The organism is Rhodopseudomonas rhenobacensis (assembly GCF_014203125.1).
GTDB lineage: Bacteria > Pseudomonadota > Alphaproteobacteria > Rhizobiales > Xanthobacteraceae > Rhodopseudomonas_A > Rhodopseudomonas_A rhenobacensis.
The window spans coordinates 119598-135101 of record NZ_JACHIH010000001.1 but is presented as its reverse complement, the minus strand read 5'-3'; the positions used below and the strand labels follow the sequence as shown (position 1 = coordinate 135101).

Here is a 15504-nt window from a genome sequence, read left to right as displayed (position 1 = left end):
CGTCATCTGGCGGGCGGGAACCGGCATCCGGGCGGGGCGTTCGGTGATGGGGCGTCGAGCTATCTCGCGGCCCCGTTGCCTTTAAGGGATCTTTTGCAGATTATCGGTTCTTTGGGGCACGACGGCAATTAGTTCCAACCTCTGGTGAAGTCATGCTGGGTAAATTGCGCCAATTCATCGCCGACGTCGTCGCCCCCACAGTCGAGGACGACCTCGCCTTCGACGACACCGGCTATCGGCTGGCGGCGACCGCGCTGCTGATTCACGTGATCTCGCTCGACGGCGAGCCGTCCGACGTGGAACGGCGCAAGCTACACGAGTTGCTGGAAACCCGGTTCGGGCTCGACCCCGGGACCACATCGCGACTGATCAAGTCCGCCACCCTGGCCGAGGGCGACGCGGTCGATCTGTATCGTTTCACCAGCGTCATCATGCGCACGGTCAACGAAGAGGGCCGGCTGCGCATCATCGAGATGATGTGGGAGCTGGTCTATGCCGACGGCAACGTCACCGAATTCGAGGAGAACGTGGTGTGGCGCGCCGCCGACCTGTTGGCGGTGTCGGCGCGGGATCGTATCAACCTGAAACGCCAGGTTGCCGAAACCCAGCTGGCCCATGGCCCGGTTGTCGGAGCCGGCGCCGTGGTGAGCGCGGCCGACGATATCGCGTCCTGAGCCAGGCCGGCGCGCCACGCCGACCTGATAAGAAGCCGCGGTGTAATCGGCCGCTGCTACGTCGAGGGCCACCCCGCGGCGGTCACATTAAGGATTTTTCATACGCCGATGCCTCGTCCGTTTGGATGACCCAATGGTCTTGCACGGCTCTTGCTTCCCGCCTAAGGCCTATGGTCATCTCCACAGCGCATCGTAACGTTCAATAATCGAAGAGTCTCAAACGTGGCCGAACGCGTGACGTTGATAACCGGTGCCTCGGCGGGTATCGGCACCGAACTGGCGCGCGTATTTGCGTCTCACCATCATCGGGTGGCGCTGGTAGCGCGCCGGGCCGAGCGGCTCGACGCCCTGGCCGAGGAGATCGTCGCCGCCGGCGGCGCCAAGCCCCTGGTGATCGCCTGTGATTTGCGCCAGCCCGACGCCGGCGACACCATCGCGGCGGCGCTCGCTGAGGCCGGCGTCGAGGTCGAGTACCTGGTCAACAACGCCGGATATGGGCTGTTCGGGCAGGCCACCGAGCTCGATCGCGGCGCCCAGCTCGGCATGATCGACCTCAATGTCCGGGCGCTGACCGACCTGTCGCTGCGGTTTTCCGCCAGCGTGATCAAGCACCACGGCGGCATCCTCAACGTCGCCTCGATCGCCGGCTTCCTGCCCGGCCCCGGAATGGCGGTTTACTACGCCTCCAAGGCGTTCGTGCTGTCGTTCACCGAGGCGCTGCACGCCGAGCTCGGCCGTCACGGGGTGCGGGTGACCGCGCTGTGTCCGGGGCCGGTGCTGACCGAATTCCAGCAGCATGCCGGCTTCGAGCCCGGTTTCGACACCGCGGTGCTCAACGTCTCCCCTGCCGACGTCGCCCGTCAGGGCTTCGAGGGGCTGATGGCCAACAAGCGCGCGGTGCTGCCGGGGCTCGGGATCAAGATCGTGCCCTTGTTGCTGCGGATCTTTCCGCGCGGCTTCGTGCTGGCGGGCGTCCGGCGAGTTCAACAACGCCGCTGAGGCGACCGCAAACGAATCGATCGCCGCTGGCGCCTTTTTGGCCGGCGGCTTGCCTAGATATTTCTCTCCGGATTTTCGAAAACGACGGTATGATGACGCTGTCCCGGACGAACAGAAAAACGGATGTCGTTGCAATCGACGAACATGGGTCCTGACGATCTGTTGCGGCTTCCGACCTCGGTCAGTCCGGTGTCGATCGTGCCGCGCGTCCCTGATCTGCGCCCGGTGCTGATCGTGCTGCATCAGGAAATGTCGACGCCGGGCCGGGTCGGCAACGCGCTGCGGCTGCTCGGCCATCGGCTCGACATTCGGCGACCGCGATTCGGCGATCCGTTGCCGGCCACGCTGGAGCATCACGCCGGCGCGGTGATTTTCGGCGGCCCGATGAGCGCCAACGACCCCGACGACTACGTCCGCCGCGAGATCGACTGGATCGCGGTGCCGCTGAAGGAAAACCGGCCGTTTCTCGGGATCTGCCTCGGCGCCCAGATGCTGGCGGCGCAGCTCGGGGCCCGGGTGGCGCCGCATGCCGAAGGCCGCGCCCAGATCGGCTATTACCCGATCCGCCCGACCACGGCCGGCCGCGCGATCTGCGCCAATTGGCCGGAGCAGGTCTATCATTGGCACCGCGAGGGCTTCGATCTGCCGGTCGATGGCGAATTGCTGGCCGAAGGCAGCGATTTTCCGGTCGAGGCGTTCCGCACCGGCCACGCCTTCGGCTTCCAGTTCCACCCCGACGTCACCTACGCGATGATGCATCGCTGGACCACCCGCGGCCACGCCCGCATGGAGCTGCCCGGCGCCCGGCCGCGCCACGATCACTTCATCGACCGCGCCGTCCACGACCTCGCCGAGCGCGCCTGGCTGCGGGATTTTCTCGACAATTGGCTGGCGCGGATGCCGCTGATCATGCCCGACGCGGGAATCGCGCAGGCGGCGGAATAAGCGCTGCTGTTTGAGAGATCGCTGGGCGGTGGTCGGGGTAAGGTGAGCTGGAAGATCGAAAGCTGGTGGTGGCTGCCCGTCGTCGCCCTGCGGGCTATGCCGGGCACGCTTCGCTTTCGGCTATCGTGGCTGCGCCACGCGTAGCCGAAGGCGAAGCGTGGTGGAGCCAGGCGGGATCGAACCGCCGACCTCGTCATTGCGAACGACGCGCTCTCCCAGCTGAGCTATGGCCCCGTCGCGACCGCCTCGACCAAGCGAAGCAGTCAGCAGACGGCGCCATTTACAGTCCCCTCCCGGGCCAAGTCAAGAACGCTGAACCCGATGTTTTGCGCGGCGTTTTTAACTCGGAACTTCCCTTGTTTGCGCCCAGCCGAACCGATATTTACGAAGCAGTCGAATCCGCGACCGAACCCCGCGAGCCACCCCCGCCATGCGAGCCATTCTCGACATCGTTCTGATCGTCCTTGACCTCTACATCTGGCTTTTGATCGCGTCCGCGATCCTGTCGTGGCTGATCGCCTTCAACGTGGTGAACACCCGCAACCAGTTCGTGTCGGCGATCTCGGAATTTCTCTACCGAATCACCGAGCCGGTGCTGGCGCCGATTCGCGGCATCATGCCCAATCTCGGCGGCCTCGATATCTCGCCGATCATCGTCATCCTGCTGATCATGTTCCTGCAGCGGGTGATCACCTATTACATCTATCCCAGCGTGTTCTGAGCCGGTGACGCGCGGAGCCTGGCCGCGGCCATGACCGAGGCGTGGCGCTATTCCGCGGAGGGCATCAGCGTCGCGCTGCGGGTGACGCCGCGCGGCGGCCGCGACGATATCGACGGGCTGGACACGCTGGCCAACGGCCGCACCGTGGTGAAAGTCCGGGTCCGCGCCATCGCCGAGGGCGGCGAGGCTAACCGTGCGGTGACCGAATTGCTGGCGAAGGCGCTCGGCGTGCCGAAACGCGCCGTCCGGGTGCTGTCGGGGACCACCTCGCGGTTGAAGCAGATCGCGGTCGACGGCGATCCCAAGCTGCTCGGCGAGACCTTGCGCAAACTCACTGCGCCAAAGCCGGATTGATTCGGCATCCAACTTGGGCAATAGCACCCGCGAGTATTCGCCTCTCCCGATGGGAGAGGGAGCGCGCTTCCGATGGCGGAGCGCATCGATCGAATAACAAAGGGGACGGCATGACCGCGCACATCATCGACGGAAAAATCATCTCGGCAGCGCTGCGTGCCAAGGTCGCCGACGAGGTGGCGCGGGTGGTGCGCGATCACGGCATCACGCCCGGCCTCGCCGTGGTGCTGGTCGGCAGCGACCCGGCCTCCGAGGTCTATGTCCGCAGTAAGCACAAGCAGACCCAGGAAGCCGGGATGGCCTCGTTCGAGCACCGGCTGCCCGCCGACGTGCCGCAGGATGACCTGCTGGCGCTGATCGCCAAGCTCAACGCCGATCCGGCGGTGCACGGCATTCTGGTGCAGCTGCCGTTGCCGAAGGGGCTCGACAGCAGCGCGGTGATCGATGCGATCGATCCCGCCAAGGACGTCGACGGCCTCAACCCGGTCAATGCCGGCCGGCTGGCGTCGGGGCTGTTCGCGCTGACGCCGTGCACCCCGCTCGGCTGCATCATCATGGCCAAGCAGGTGCATGCCTCGCTCGAGGGCATGAATGCGATCGTGATCGGCCGCTCCAATCTGGTCGGCAAGCCGCTGGTGCAATTGCTGCTCAACGAGAACGCCACGGTGACGATCGCGCATTCGCGCTCGCGCGATCTGCCGGCGCTGTGCCGGCAGGCCGATCTGGTGTTCGCCGCGGTCGGCAAGCCGGAGATGGTGAAGGGCGACTGGATCAAGCCGGGCGCCACCGTGATCGACGTCGGCATCAACCGCACGCCGTCGCCGGACGGCGGCAAGGACAAGCTCGTCGGCGATGTCGCCTTTGCCGAGGCCAAGGAAATCGCCGGCGCGATTACGCCAGTGCCGGGCGGCGTCGGGCTGATGACGGTGGCGTGCCTGTTGGTCAACACGCTGCGCGCCGCCAGCGCGATCCACGGGTTGCCGAAGCCGGGGGTGTAAAGCGGACCGTCCTGCCCAATTGACCCGACCACGCTGCAACGACGGCAGCGCGCTCCCTCTCCCGCTTGCGGGGGAGGGTTGGGGAGGGGGCGAGCCGAGCAGTGAAGAAAACTCAGGCCGTGCCTGGGGCATCCCCCACCCGCCCTCGCTGCGCGAGGGCACCCTCCCCCGCAAGCGGGAGAGGGAAGAGGGCGCGCCGCATCGAGTCAGACTACCCCGCCGTGGTCTCGATCAGCCGCCGATAGAACCGGATCATGTCGGCGTAATTCTTGATGCTGAGCCGCTCATTGGTGCCGTGGAAGCGTTTCAGGTCTTCCGAGGTCGCCCGCACGGGCGAGAATCGCAGGATGTTGTCGGCGATCGCGGCGTAATGCCGCGAATCGGTGGCCGCCACCATCAGCCCGGGCGCCACCACGACATCGGGAAACACCTCGCGGATGGTCTGATTGAGCTGCCGGTAGGCGACGCTCTTGGTGCCGGTGACCGGCGGCGGATCGAAATTGCCTTCGGAGCCGCCGATCGCGATCCTGTCGTTGGCGATAGTCGCGCGGACGTGGTCGGTGATGCTGGCCTGGGTGTCGCCGGGCACCAGCCGGAAGTTCACGCTGGCCTCGGCGACGCCCGGCAGCACGTTGTCTTTGTCGCCGGCGTTGAAGATGGTCAGCGCCGTGGTGGTGCGCACCATCGCCTCGGTCGGCCCGGTCTTTTCGAATTCGCGCAGCAGCAGCGGCTTGAACAGCCACAGGTTGGATAGCACTACGCGGTTGATGGGGCTCATCTCCGGCGCCAGGGTGTCGAACATCTCCGCCACCGTGCCGCGGATCTGCATCGGCAGCCGATGGTCCTCGAGGTGGCTGAGCGCCGCGCTCATCATGCCGATGGCAGTCTCGCGCGGCGGCATCGAGGAATGGCCCGGCGTCGCCCGCGCGGTCAGCACCAAGGTGGCGTAGCCCTTCTCGGCGACGCCGATCAGCGCCGCGGGCTTGGGCAGCCCGGTCATGATGCCGTCGGTGATCAACAGGCCTTCGTCGAGCACGAAATCGAGCTTCACCGCGCGGGAGGCCAGCAGCTTGGCGATCGCGCCGGCGCCGCGCAGCCCGGAGACCTCTTCGTCATGGCCGAACGCGAAATAGATCGTCCGCTTTGGCTTGAAGCCCTGCTTGGCCATCGCCTCGGCGGCTTCCAGCATCGAATAGAGGTTGCCCTTGTCGTCCCAAGAGCCGCGGCCCCAGACGAAACCGTCGGCGATGACGCCGTCGAACGGCGGCTGTTGCCAGTCCTGCTCGGTCTTCGGCGCGATCGGCACCACGTCCTGATGCGCCAGCAGCGCGAACGGCTTCTGCGCCGGATCGCTGCCTTCCCAGCTGTAGAGCAGACTCTTGCCGTTCACGACCTCGCGTTTGGCGGCTCCGTGGAACGCCGGGAAGCTCGCGACGATATGCGCCTGCAGCGCGGCGAGCGCCGCGGCGTCCTGCTCGGGATTGAGAAAATTGGAGATGGTCCGAAAGCGGATCGCTTCCGACAGCCGCTTGGCGGCGCCGGCTTCGTCGACCTGAACCGGCGGCAGGGCTGCGACCTGCAACTGTTGCGAGCCGTGGCGGAAGGCGTTGAAGGCGAGCCCGCCCGCGAGCAACAAGGTGGCGATGACCAGCACCGCCACCAGATTGCGGATCACCCGAACGAGCCGTCGCATGAAGATCTCCTTCGCGGCCTTTCGGGCAGGGCGGAGAGCTCAGCCCTTCGCCGCTTGCGCCGCCTTTTCCCGCGCGATGCCTTCGAGGATCAACTGGCGGGCTTCGTCGGCATCGCCCCAGCGCGTGATCTTGACCCATTTGTTGGGCTCCAGATCCTTGTAGTGCTCAAAGAAATGCTGGATTTGTTGCAGCGTGATGTCAGGCATATCGCTGTAGTTCTGGATGCGGTCGTAGCGCTGGGTCAGCTTCGACGACGGCACCGCCAGGATCTTCTCGTCGCCGCCGGCCTCGTCCTCCATCAGCAGCACGCCGACCGGCCGGACGCTGATGATCGCGCCCGGCACGATGCCGCGGGTGTTGGCGACCAGCACGTCGCAGGGGTCGCCGTCGTTCGACAGCGTGTGCGGGATGAAGCCGTAATTGCCGGGATAGCGCATCGCGGTATAGAGAAACCGGTCAACCACCAGCGTGCCGGCGGCCTTGTCCATCTCGTACTTGATCGGCTCGCCGCCGACCGGCACCTCGACGATCACATTGACGTCATACGGCGGGTTGGCGCCGAGCGAAATTGCGTCGATGCGCATCGATAAACTCCAGATTGGTCGTGTTGATATCAAGACGCCGCGGGCTGCGCCGCGCGGGTCAGGGGATTGGCGTGATTAGTGTGACCAGGCGAACGCCACCTTGTCGAGCGACTTCGCACCGAATCGCTCCGAGGAGCGCGCCACCATACGTCCACCGAGCGCGCGATAAAACTCCGTCGCCGGTTCGTTGTCGGACAAAGCCCAGATCACCATGCTCTTCAGCCCGCTCTGCACCAGGTCGCGCTTCGCCGCGGTGAACAGCCTGCGGCCGAAGCCCAGGCCCTGGAATTCCGGGCGCAGATAGAGCTCGTAGATCTCGCCTTCGAACTGCAGGCTGCGGGCGCGGTTGCGGCCGTAATTGGCGTAGCCCGCGACCTTGTCGCCGAAGCACAGCACGCTGACGCGGCTGCCTTTGCGGATCGCCGAGTCCCACCAGTTCGGGCCGCGCCGGTTGATCAGCTTTTCGAGCTCGGCGCCGGGGATGATGCCTTGATAGGCGGACCGCCAGGCGTCGTCATGGGTGGCGGCCACCGCGGACGCATCCGCAGCTTTGGCCGGTCGAACCTCGATCAGGGTTGTGCTCATGGGCTGATCAAAGCAAGGTCCGGCCCCGGCATCAAGGTCCATCGTTAATTATCGGTTAACGTGTGGATTTTTTGCATCAGTCCACCCTGATCTGTACCAAAACCGAACAGATCCACCGGCAAAGGCGTGCGCAATTGACCATTGCGGTACGACGCGGGACGCACGGCGACTAGCCGATCGCCTCGCGCGCCGCGCGGGCGCCTGAGTCGCGGGCGCCGTGTGCGGTGGAGAAGGCGTGCGGCGAGGTGGCTTCGCCGGCGAACAACAGCCGGTCGTCGACCGCTGCTGCGAGCACGGCGCGGGCGTCGGCGTGGCCCGGCAGCGCGTGCGAGTAGGACCCGCGGGCGAAGGGGTCGTGCAGCCAGCGCGACTGCGCCAGCGGCCGCAGCCGTTTGCGATAGTCCGCGCCGAGCAGCCCGACCAGTTCGTCGATCGCGGCCTGCGCCAGCGCGTCGCCGCCCTGCTCGATCAGCTCGCGCGCGAAGCGGCCGCCGAAAAATCCCGAGATCACCGGCCGGCCATAGGGCCGCAGATTGTAGCTGCCGGTGCCGACCCGGTTGGTGGCGCCGCGCAGATGACCATCGACCGGCAGCCCGTGATGCGCCTGCGACGGCTCGTCGAGCGCCAGCATCACTTTCTCGGCGACGCCGAGCGGCAGGCCGCGCGCGGCCTCGACCTTGTCGGGAAGCGCCGGGGCGAACCTGATCGCTTCGTCGGCGATCAGATTGGTCGGCACGGTGACGATGACTCTCTCGGCCGATAGCGTGCCCTGCGACGTCACCAGTTTGACGCGCGGACCGGAGTGATCGATCAGCGTCACCTCGGCGTTCAGCGCCACCGGGCAGGGCGCGCCATAGGCCGTGATCAGCGCGCCGTAACCGGCCTGCAGCCGCCAGTTGATGTCGCTGTCCTCATAGGCGGCGGTATCAAAGCACGACACCTGGTCGAGCTCGCAGCCGTTGATGTAGGTCGAGATCGCGTCGATCAGCGGGTTCCAGGGATTGCCCGGCTCCAGCCAATCGGCCGCCGCGGAGTCTTGCGGCAAATCCGCGGCAGCCTCGACCCGCTCGTAGAACGCGTCCTGGGCTGCGTAATACGCGGCGTGGTCCCGCGCCGAAAACCCGACGTCGAAGGCGTGCTCGCGCCACGAGGCGCGCGAGCGGTCGATCGCGGCGCCGAGTTTGGTGGCGATGCCGACGAAACTGTTGCGATCCGCGGAATGCAGCCACTCGCAGCCGACGTCGAACGGGATGTTTGGCGCGGCGAGGATGGTGTGGGCGCGGCCGCCGATGCGGTCGCGCGCCTCGAGGAGCAGCACCGAGCGACCGGAGCCCTGCAGCGCGTGCGCGGCGCCGAGCCCGGCGGCGCCGGCGCCGATGATGGCGATATCGACTTCGCTGGGCAGTGACATCGCCGGTCTCCAGATTCGTCGGCGATCCTACGCAAGTTGCGATGGCGCGGCGATGACGCGCGCGCCATTGCGCGCTTACGGATGCAGGATCACCTTGCCCATCGCCTGACGGCCGGCCAGCACCTTCAGCGCGTCGGCGGTCTGCGCCAACGGAAAGCTGCGGTCGACATGCGAGGAGATCTTGCCCTCGGCGGTCCACTGCACCAGCTTCTCCAGATTGGCGCGGTTCTTCGCCGGGTTGAGCTTGGCCCAGGCGCCCCAGAACACGCCGCGAATGTCGCAGCCTTTCAGCAGCGCCAGATTGAGCGGCATTTTGGGAATGTCGCCGGCGGCAAAGCCGATCACCAGGAAGCGGCCTTCCCAGGCGATCGCGCGCAACGCGGCTTCGGCGTAGCTGCCGCCGACCGGATCGAAGATGATATCGGCACCCTTGCCGCCAGTCAGCCGCTTCAGGCCGTCCTTGAGATCCTCGGTCGCGTAGTTCAGCGTCAGCTCGGCGCCGTGCTGTTTGGCGAAGTCGAGCTTTTCGTCGGAGGAGGCGCAGGCGATCACCTTCAGCCCCATCAGCTTGCCGAGTTCGCAGGCGGCCAAACCAGTGCCGCCGGCGGCGCCGAGCACCGCGAGCGTTTCACCAGGCTTCGGGCGGGCGCGGTCTTCCAAAGCATGCAGCGCGGTTCCGTAAGTGATGATGACGCCGGCGGCGCGGTCGAAATCGAGATTGTCGGGGATCTTCACGATCGAGGCGGCCGGCAGCGCGATCTTGTCGCGCGCGCCGTTGTAGCCGCAGGACGCCACCACGCGGTCGCCGACTTTGAGATCGCTGACGCCGTCGCCCAGGCTTTCGATCACGCCGGCGACTTCGGCGGCCGGCGAGAACGGCAACGGCGGCTTGATCTGATACTTGCCCTGGATCATCAGGATGTCGAAGAAATTCAGCGCCGCGGCTTTAATCGCGATCACCGCTTCGCCGGGGGCCGCAACCGGATCGGCGATGTCGGCGAGCACCAGATCATCGGGGCCGCAATAGTCGGAGCACAGAATTGCCTTCATGAATCCACCCAGGTTCGTTTTTTTGACAGTCGATTATTCAACCTCGGCGCTTCTTGCCGGATTTGCCGGCCCCGGACAATTGGATTCGATCGGCGGCAGCGACGACGTCATTCCGCCGCGTGGCATCACCGCACCGATTGAAAATCGCTCGGCGCGACCGAGCTTGGACAAGCCGTCGCGCCGGCTTTCCAGAATCGCCCAATCCGGTTAAGGCAGGACGACGAGTTCGCTGTGGGTGCCGGGCCATTATGCAGTCACAATGATAAGGGACGAGGCTGCTATGTGCGTGCGGCGATTGTTGATAGGTCTGGCGGCGAGCGGGCTGGTGTGCGGGGTATCGACCCTGGCGCTGGCGCAGACGCCGTCTCCGAAGGGTGCGAAATCGGCGCCGGCGAAGCCCGCTGCGGCGAAGCCGGTGTCGAAACCGGCGCCCGCTGCGGCGTCGACCGGCAGCGCGGAGCCGCAACTGATCGGCCAGTTCGGCACCTGGGGCGCCTATGTGGCGAGCCCGAACGGCCGCAAGGTGTGTTTCGCGCTGGCCAAGCCTTCATCGTCGAAAACCAATCCGCCGAACCGGCCGCGCGATCCGGCCTATGCCTTCATCTCGACCCGGCCGGCCGAAAAGGTCGTCAACGAGGTCTCGGTGATGATCGGCTACACGCTGAAGCCCGGCTCGGAATCCAGCCTCGAAATCGGTGGCGCCAATTATGCGATGTACAGCCAGGGCGACGGGCTGTGGATCAAGAACGCCGCCGAGGAAGAGCGCATGGTCGAGGCGATGCGCCGGGCGCCGGACGTTACCGTCAAGGGCGTCTCGGCCAAGGGCACGTCGACCATCGACACCTTCTCGCTGAAGGGGCTGGCCCAGGCGCTGGACAAGCTGGCCCAGGAATGCCGCCGGTAAAGGGTCGCAATTCGCCGTCCCGGCTGCTATATAGGGTTTGAAATTCCATCGTCATGGCCGGGCTCGTCCCGGCCATACACGTTTCTTGCGTGGTCGATGAAACCGATGCGTAGGGTGGGCAAGGGCGCGCAGCGCCGTGCCCACCATTGGTGCCGCTGGTGGGCACGCTTCGCTTTGCCCACCCTACGAATGTGATCCAATGACCCAAGCTTCCCCGGCCCTGCTCGAAAAGACCGCGCTGGAAACCTATGTGCCGCCGGCAAAACCGTCGCTGATCGGGCTGTCGCGCGCGGAACTCGCCGAGGCGCTGGGCGGCATCGGCGTCGCCGCCTCGCAGCGCAAGATGCGGGCGCAGCAGCTGTGGCACTGGATGTATTTTCGCGGGGTTGCGGAATTCTCCGAAATGACCAGCATCTCCAAGGAGATGCGCGGCCAATTGGCAGAGCATTTCACGGTGGCGCGGCCCGAAGTGGTGGCCGAACAGATCTCCAACGACGGCACAAGGAAATGGCTGCTGCGGCTGCCGAGCGGCGTCGCCGGCGAAAAGGCCCACGAGGTCGAGTGCGTCTATATCCCCGAGACCGATCGCGGCACGCTCTGCGTGTCCTCGCAGGTCGGCTGCACGCTGAATTGCTCGTTCTGCCATACCGGAACCCAGAAGCTGGTGCGCAACCTCACCGCCGGCGAGATCGTCGGCCAGGTAATGGTCGCGCGGGATCGGCTGAACGATTGGGCGGATCGCGAAACCTCGAACGGCAATCGTCTCGTCACCAATGTGGTGATGATGGGAATGGGCGAGCCCTTGTACAATTTCGACGCGGTGCGCGACGCGCTGTTGATCGTCTCCGACAATGAAGGCATTGGCATTTCGCGGCGCCGGGTGACGCTGTCGACCTCCGGCGTGGTGCCGAACATCGTGCGCGCCGGCGAAGAGATCGGCGTGATGCTGGCGATTTCGCTGCACGCGGTGCGCGACGAATTGCGCGACGAGCTGGTGCCGCTGAACCGCAAATATCCGCTGGCCGAGCTGCTGCAGGCCTGCCGCGATTATCCCGGCGCCTCCAACGCGCGGCGCATCACCTTCGAATATGTGATGCTGAAGGACGTCAACGACTCGCTCGACGACGCCAAGCTGTTGGTCAAGCTGTTGAAGGGCATCCCGGCCAAGATCAACCTGATCCCGTTCAACCCGTGGCCGGGCACCGCCTACAAATGTTCGGACTGGGACCAGATCGAGAAATTCTCCGAATACATCTTCAACGCCGGGTATTCCTCCCCGGTGCGCACGCCGCGCGGCCGCGATATTCTGGCCGCCTGCGGGCAATTGAAGTCGGAAACCGAGAAGCTGACGGCGCGCGAGCGCGAGGCGCTGCGCGCGATGGCGATGACGGATTGATGGGCGATTTTCAGGAGGCCCTCATGGTGAGGAGCGCGCTCTTCGCGCGCGTCTCGAACCATGAGCGCACGATCCTCATCCTTCGAGACGCTCGGCTCCGCCCTGCGGGCTTCGCCGGGCTCCTCGGGATGAGGGGCATCGGACGTTGCAAGGCGCCTGCTTCGCGCTGGGATGGACCATCATGGCGCTGATCGGCCGGCTGTTCGTGATCCTGTTCGGCTTCCTCGGCGCCTCGCTGGTCGCCGGCATGATCGTGGTCGGCGCGATGCTGTATCCGGAATTCAGCGATATGGGCGTCGAGCCGATCGATCCCGACGCGCTCAACATCATCTTCGGCTTCGGCTTCATCTTCGTGTCGGGCTTTGCGCTGTTGCCGGCGTTGATCGTGGTGCTGATCACCGAGGCGTTCAACATCCGCAGCATCCTGGCCTATGCGCTGGGCGGCGCCGCGGTCGGGCTCGCCTGCTATCTCGGCCTGTTGCCGTTCGATCCCGGCTCGATGCGGTTCGACGGCATCGTCCGCCGCCACCTCGAGATCATGACCGGCGCCGGCATCGTCGCCGGCCTGGTGTATTGGGTAATCGCCGGCCGCAACGCCGGCGCCTGGCGCGAACCGCCGCGCGCGCTGCCGCCGGCGCCGCGAGCGACGCCGTAGGCTGAGCCTCCCCGCCCGCCCGCCTTTTCATGTCCCGCCCGCTCGGCTAAACCGCAGCTCATGAACCGCACCGGACTTTTCATCGCGCTCGGGCTGTTTGCCGGGATTGGCCTTCTGTTCGGGATCTTTCCCGGGCTCGACCTCTGGCTGGCCGGGCTGTTTTATGACGCGCAAACCAAGAGCTTCCCGCTGAAATCGGTGGCGTCGGCGAGTTTCGCCCGCGACGCCGCGATGTGGATCGCCTGGGCGTTCGCCGCTCCCTCGATCATCGCCCTGGTGATCAAGCTGGTGTGGCCGGACAGACCGCTATTGGTGCGCGGCCGCACCGTGATGTTCCTCCTGGTGTCGATGACACTCGCCGCCGGCATCCTCACCAACCTCACCTTCAAGAGCCATTGGGGCCGGCCGCGGCCGATCTTCGTCACCGAATTCGGCGGCCAGAACCATTTCGTGCCGTGGTGGGACCCGCGCGGCGATTGCCCGAAGAACTGCTCGTTCTTCTCCGGCGAGGGCGCCACCGCGTTCTGGACCTATGCGCCGGCCTCGCTGGCGCCGGCGCCGTGGCGGCCCGCCGCCTATGCGGCCGCGACCGTGTTCGGCGTCGTCACCTCGGGCTTGCGGATGGCGTTCGGCGGGCATTTCTTCACCGACGTGGCGATCGCAGGCCTAGTGACGTTTCTGGTGATCTGGCTGCTGCACGGCCTGATCTACCGCTGGGCGTCGACCCGGTTCTCCGACGCCGGGATCGACGCCGCGCTGACCCGCTTTGCCTGGCCGGGCTATCGCTGGCGGCAAAAACGCCGCGGCCGCGACGTCGGCCCGGCGCCGGCGCCGTGATCGCCTTTGCGGCGGCCCGCCGCGATTAAACGCGTGCCCCTGCCTGCGAAGTTTGATATTCGCGCAGCCAGACTCCTGTTTTGACGCGTTTTCCTGCCGCGAAGCGGTCCGCCTCGCCCGAAAACGCCCCGCCCGAACCGACCCAGCCGATTGGAATGTCCATGACTACGATCTTGAAGAGCCTGCCCAAGGGAGAAAACGTCGGCATCGCATTCTCGGGCGGGCTCGACACCTCAGCGGCGCTGTTGTGGATGAAGCAGAAGGGCGCCCGGGTGTTTGCCTATACGGCGAACCTCGGCCAGCCCGACGAGGCCGATTACGACGAGATTCCCCGCAAGGCGATGGAGTTCGGCGCCGAGAAGGCCCGGCTGGTCGATTGCCGCGCGCAGCTGGTGCACGAAGGCATCGCCGCCATTCAGGCCGGCGCCTTCCACGTCTCCACCGGCGGCATCGCCTATTTCAACACCACGCCGCTCGGCCGCGCGGTGACCGGCACCATGCTGGTGTCGGCGATGAAGGAAGACGGCGTCAACATCTGGGGCGACGGCTCCACCTACAAGGGCAACGATATCGAGCGGTTCTACCGCTACGGGCTTCTGACCAATCCGGACTTGCGGATCTACAAGCCCTGGCTCGATCAGCAGTTCATCGACGAACTCGGTGGCCGCGCGGAAATGTCGGCGTTCATGACCGCCCACGGCTTCGCCTACAAGATGAGCTCCGAGAAGGCCTATTCGACCGACAGCAATCTCCTGGGCGCCACCCACGAGGCCAAGGATCTCGAACACCTCGACAGCGGCATCAAGATCGTCAACCCGATCATGGGCGTGCCGTTCTGGCGCGACGATTGCGCGGTTGCGGCCGAGCAGGTGTCGGTGCGGTTCGAGGAAGGCCAGCCGGTCGCGCTGAACGGCAAGACCTTTACCGATCCGGTGGCGCTGTTCCTCGAGGCCAACGCGATCGGCGGCCGCCACGGCCTCGGCATGAGCGATCAGATCGAGAACCGCATCATCGAGGCGAAGAGCCGCGGCATTTACGAGGCGCCGGCGATGGCGCTGTTGCACATCGCCTATGAGCGTCTGGTCACCGGCGTCCATAACGAAGACACCATCGAGCAGTACCGCACCAGCGGCATGCGGCTCGGCCGGCTGCTGTATCAGGGCCGCTGGTTCGATTCGCAGGCCTTGATGCTGCGCGAGACCGCGCAGCGCTGGGTGGCGCGCGCCATCACCGGCGAGGTGACGCTGGAACTGCGCCGCGGCAACGACTACTCGATCCTGAACACGCAGAGCCCGAATCTGACCTATGCGCCGGAGCGGCTGAGCATGGAGAAGGTCGAGGACGCGCCATTCACGCCCGCGGACCGCATCGGCCAGTTGACGATGCGCAATCTCGATATTTCCGACACTCGCGCCAAGCTCGATCTTTACGCCAAGTCGGGCCTTCTTTCGGCCGGCGAGGGCTCGCACATTCCGAAACTCGAGAGCGACAAGGGCTGAAGCGGGCGTCCGCCGGCACGTTCCGCCGGCGCAAGCGCAGCTATCAGGCCGCATTCAAATTTGTCATTCCGGGGCGCGAGCCGCGCCAGCGGCAAGCGAACCCGGAATCTCGCCCGGTATTCAGCCTTGATACTCCGGCTTGCCGCAAGAGTCCGGGTTCGCTCGGGCTGCGCCCTCGCGCCCCGGAATGACGCCTCG

18 protein-coding genes and 1 tRNA gene are annotated in these 15504 nt (G+C 65.9%); 12 read left to right on the top strand and 7 right to left on the bottom strand.

Features of this window, described 5'->3' with window-relative positions:
* Positions 1-152: 152 nt before the first annotated feature.
* The 3 genes from HNR60_RS00665 to HNR60_RS00655 all read left to right on the top strand — a co-directional run bounded on the left by HNR60_RS00665 (position 153) and on the right by HNR60_RS00655 (position 2618).
* The gene (locus HNR60_RS00665) at positions 153-674 is read left to right on the top strand and encodes a tellurite resistance TerB family protein (RefSeq protein ID WP_184253168.1); all 522 of its coding nucleotides are present in this window, start codon (positions 153-155) and stop codon (positions 672-674) included.
* A 222-nt stretch (positions 675-896) separates the two neighbouring features.
* The gene (locus tag HNR60_RS00660) at positions 897-1673 is read left to right on the top strand and encodes an SDR family NAD(P)-dependent oxidoreductase (protein ID WP_184253166.1); all 777 of its coding nucleotides are present in this window, start codon (positions 897-899) and stop codon (positions 1671-1673) included.
* Between the two features lie 123 nt (positions 1674-1796).
* Positions 1797-2618: a glutamine amidotransferase gene (locus HNR60_RS00655; protein WP_283810601.1), complete on the top strand. Its 822-nt coding sequence runs from the start codon at positions 1797-1799 to the stop codon at positions 2616-2618.
* A 158-nt stretch (positions 2619-2776) separates the two neighbouring features.
* On the opposite strand, the gene HNR60_RS00650 is transcribed toward HNR60_RS00655, so the two are convergent.
* Positions 2777-2852: transfer RNA gene (locus tag HNR60_RS00650), tRNA-Ala, on the bottom strand.
* A 196-nt stretch (positions 2853-3048) separates the two neighbouring features.
* Between HNR60_RS00650 and HNR60_RS00645 the strand changes: the two genes are divergently transcribed.
* From HNR60_RS00645 to folD, 3 genes are all read left to right on the top strand, one after another.
* Complete coding sequence (locus HNR60_RS00645; protein ID WP_184253163.1) at positions 3049-3339, top strand: YggT family protein; 291 nt, start codon at positions 3049-3051, stop codon at positions 3337-3339.
* Between the two features lie 30 nt (positions 3340-3369).
* The gene (locus HNR60_RS00640; RefSeq protein ID WP_184253161.1) at positions 3370-3693 is read left to right on the top strand and encodes a DUF167 domain-containing protein; all 324 of its coding nucleotides are present in this window, start codon (positions 3370-3372) and stop codon (positions 3691-3693) included.
* Between the two features lie 110 nt (positions 3694-3803).
* Positions 3804-4691: a bifunctional methylenetetrahydrofolate dehydrogenase/methenyltetrahydrofolate cyclohydrolase FolD gene (folD, locus tag HNR60_RS00635; protein ID WP_184253159.1), complete on the top strand. Its 888-nt coding sequence runs from the start codon at positions 3804-3806 to the stop codon at positions 4689-4691.
* A 211-nt stretch (positions 4692-4902) separates the two neighbouring features.
* Here the strand turns inward: folD and HNR60_RS00630 are convergent, their stop codons facing one another.
* The 5 genes from HNR60_RS00630 to HNR60_RS00610 all read right to left on the bottom strand — a co-directional run bounded on the left by HNR60_RS00630 (position 4903) and on the right by HNR60_RS00610 (position 10015).
* Positions 4903-6384 (bottom strand): M20 family peptidase, encoded by a 1482-nt coding sequence (locus HNR60_RS00630; RefSeq protein WP_184253157.1) that lies wholly within the window; start codon positions 6382-6384, stop codon positions 4903-4905.
* Positions 6385-6423: 39 nt separating this feature from the next.
* On the bottom strand, positions 6424-6969 hold the full coding sequence (gene ppa, locus HNR60_RS00625) for an inorganic diphosphatase (RefSeq protein ID WP_184253155.1): 546 nt from the start codon (positions 6967-6969) through the stop codon (positions 6424-6426).
* Between the two features lie 75 nt (positions 6970-7044).
* Positions 7045-7554, bottom strand: a complete 510-nt coding sequence (locus HNR60_RS00620) for a GNAT family N-acetyltransferase (RefSeq protein ID WP_184253153.1) — start codon at positions 7552-7554, stop codon at positions 7045-7047.
* Between the two features lie 169 nt (positions 7555-7723).
* Entirely contained in the window at positions 7724-8965 is a 1242-nt protein-coding gene (locus HNR60_RS00615; protein WP_184253151.1) for a flavin monoamine oxidase family protein, read from the bottom strand.
* Positions 8966-9040: 75 nt separating this feature from the next.
* Positions 9041-10015 carry an NADPH:quinone oxidoreductase family protein gene (locus HNR60_RS00610; protein ID WP_184253149.1) on the bottom strand — a complete coding sequence of 325 codons (975 nt, stop codon included), beginning with the start codon at positions 10013-10015 and terminating at the stop codon, positions 9041-9043.
* On the opposite strand from HNR60_RS00610, the gene HNR60_RS00605 reads away from it, so the two are divergent.
* The 5 genes from HNR60_RS00605 (at position 10014) to HNR60_RS00585 (ending at position 13807) form a co-directional block, all read left to right on the top strand.
* Positions 10014-10226 (top strand): hypothetical protein, encoded by a 213-nt coding sequence (locus HNR60_RS00605; RefSeq protein ID WP_184253147.1) that lies wholly within the window; start codon positions 10014-10016, stop codon positions 10224-10226. The two genes, HNR60_RS00610 and HNR60_RS00605, sit on opposite strands and share 2 nt — an antisense overlap.
* 69 nt (positions 10227-10295) lie before the next feature.
* Positions 10296-10919 (top strand): invasion associated locus B family protein, encoded by a 624-nt coding sequence (locus HNR60_RS00600; protein ID WP_184253145.1) that lies wholly within the window; start codon positions 10296-10298, stop codon positions 10917-10919.
* 199 nt (positions 10920-11118) lie between these two features.
* Entirely contained in the window at positions 11119-12315 is a 1197-nt protein-coding gene (rlmN, locus tag HNR60_RS00595; protein ID WP_184253143.1) for a dual-specificity RNA methyltransferase RlmN, read from the top strand.
* Positions 12316-12496: 181 nt separating this feature from the next.
* Positions 12497-12970, top strand: coding sequence for a hypothetical protein (locus HNR60_RS00590; protein WP_184253140.1), 474 nt, complete (start codon positions 12497-12499; stop codon positions 12968-12970).
* Between the two features lie 60 nt (positions 12971-13030).
* Positions 13031-13807, top strand: a complete 777-nt coding sequence (locus tag HNR60_RS00585; RefSeq protein WP_184253138.1) for a phosphatase PAP2 family protein — start codon at positions 13031-13033, stop codon at positions 13805-13807.
* A 25-nt stretch (positions 13808-13832) separates the two neighbouring features.
* Here HNR60_RS00585 and HNR60_RS00580 read toward each other — a convergent pair whose 3' ends face one another.
* Entirely contained in the window at positions 13833-13970 is a 138-nt protein-coding gene (locus HNR60_RS00580; RefSeq protein WP_184253136.1) for a hypothetical protein, read from the bottom strand.
* Here HNR60_RS00580 and argG point away from each other — a divergent pair.
* Entirely contained in the window at positions 13969-15306 is a 1338-nt protein-coding gene (argG, locus tag HNR60_RS00575; protein ID WP_184253134.1) for an argininosuccinate synthase, read from the top strand. The two genes, HNR60_RS00580 and argG, sit on opposite strands and share 2 nt — an antisense overlap.
* The last annotated feature ends 198 nt before the right edge of the window (positions 15307-15504 follow it).

What these genes read in the sequence shown, in the direction of transcription:
- ppa (WP_184253155.1), bottom strand. Translation starts at nt 6,969, where the DNA reads ATGCGCATCGACGCAATTTCGCTCGGCGCCAACCCGCCGTATGACGTC.
- HNR60_RS00640 (WP_184253161.1), top strand. Translation starts at nt 3,370, where the DNA reads ATGACCGAGGCGTGGCGCTATTCCGCGGAGGGCATCAGCGTCGCGCTG.
- folD (WP_184253159.1), top strand. Translation starts at nt 3,804, where the DNA reads ATGACCGCGCACATCATCGACGGAAAAATCATCTCGGCAGCGCTGCGT.
- HNR60_RS00615 (WP_184253151.1), bottom strand. Translation starts at nt 8,965, where the DNA reads ATGTCACTGCCCAGCGAAGTCGATATCGCCATCATCGGCGCCGGCGCC.
- HNR60_RS00605 (WP_184253147.1), top strand. Translation starts at nt 10,014, where the DNA reads ATGAATCCACCCAGGTTCGTTTTTTTGACAGTCGATTATTCAACCTCG.
- HNR60_RS00580 (WP_184253136.1), bottom strand. Translation starts at nt 13,970, where the DNA reads ATGGACATTCCAATCGGCTGGGTCGGTTCGGGCGGGGCGTTTTCGGGC.
- HNR60_RS00610 (WP_184253149.1), bottom strand. Translation starts at nt 10,015, where the DNA reads ATGAAGGCAATTCTGTGCTCCGACTATTGCGGCCCCGATGATCTGGTG.
- HNR60_RS00645 (WP_184253163.1), top strand. Translation starts at nt 3,049, where the DNA reads ATGCGAGCCATTCTCGACATCGTTCTGATCGTCCTTGACCTCTACATC.
- HNR60_RS00600 (WP_184253145.1), top strand. Translation starts at nt 10,296, where the DNA reads ATGTGCGTGCGGCGATTGTTGATAGGTCTGGCGGCGAGCGGGCTGGTG.
- HNR60_RS00655 (WP_283810601.1), top strand. Translation starts at nt 1,797, where the DNA reads ATGTCGTTGCAATCGACGAACATGGGTCCTGACGATCTGTTGCGGCTT.
- HNR60_RS00630 (WP_184253157.1), bottom strand. Translation starts at nt 6,384, where the DNA reads ATGCGACGGCTCGTTCGGGTGATCCGCAATCTGGTGGCGGTGCTGGTC.
- argG (WP_184253134.1), top strand. Translation starts at nt 13,969, where the DNA reads ATGACTACGATCTTGAAGAGCCTGCCCAAGGGAGAAAACGTCGGCATC.
- HNR60_RS00590 (WP_184253140.1), top strand. Translation starts at nt 12,497, where the DNA reads ATGGCGCTGATCGGCCGGCTGTTCGTGATCCTGTTCGGCTTCCTCGGC.
- HNR60_RS00665 (WP_184253168.1), top strand. Translation starts at nt 153, where the DNA reads ATGCTGGGTAAATTGCGCCAATTCATCGCCGACGTCGTCGCCCCCACA.
- HNR60_RS00585 (WP_184253138.1), top strand. Translation starts at nt 13,031, where the DNA reads ATGAACCGCACCGGACTTTTCATCGCGCTCGGGCTGTTTGCCGGGATT.
- HNR60_RS00620 (WP_184253153.1), bottom strand. Translation starts at nt 7,554, where the DNA reads ATGAGCACAACCCTGATCGAGGTTCGACCGGCCAAAGCTGCGGATGCG.
- rlmN (WP_184253143.1), top strand. Translation starts at nt 11,119, where the DNA reads ATGACCCAAGCTTCCCCGGCCCTGCTCGAAAAGACCGCGCTGGAAACC.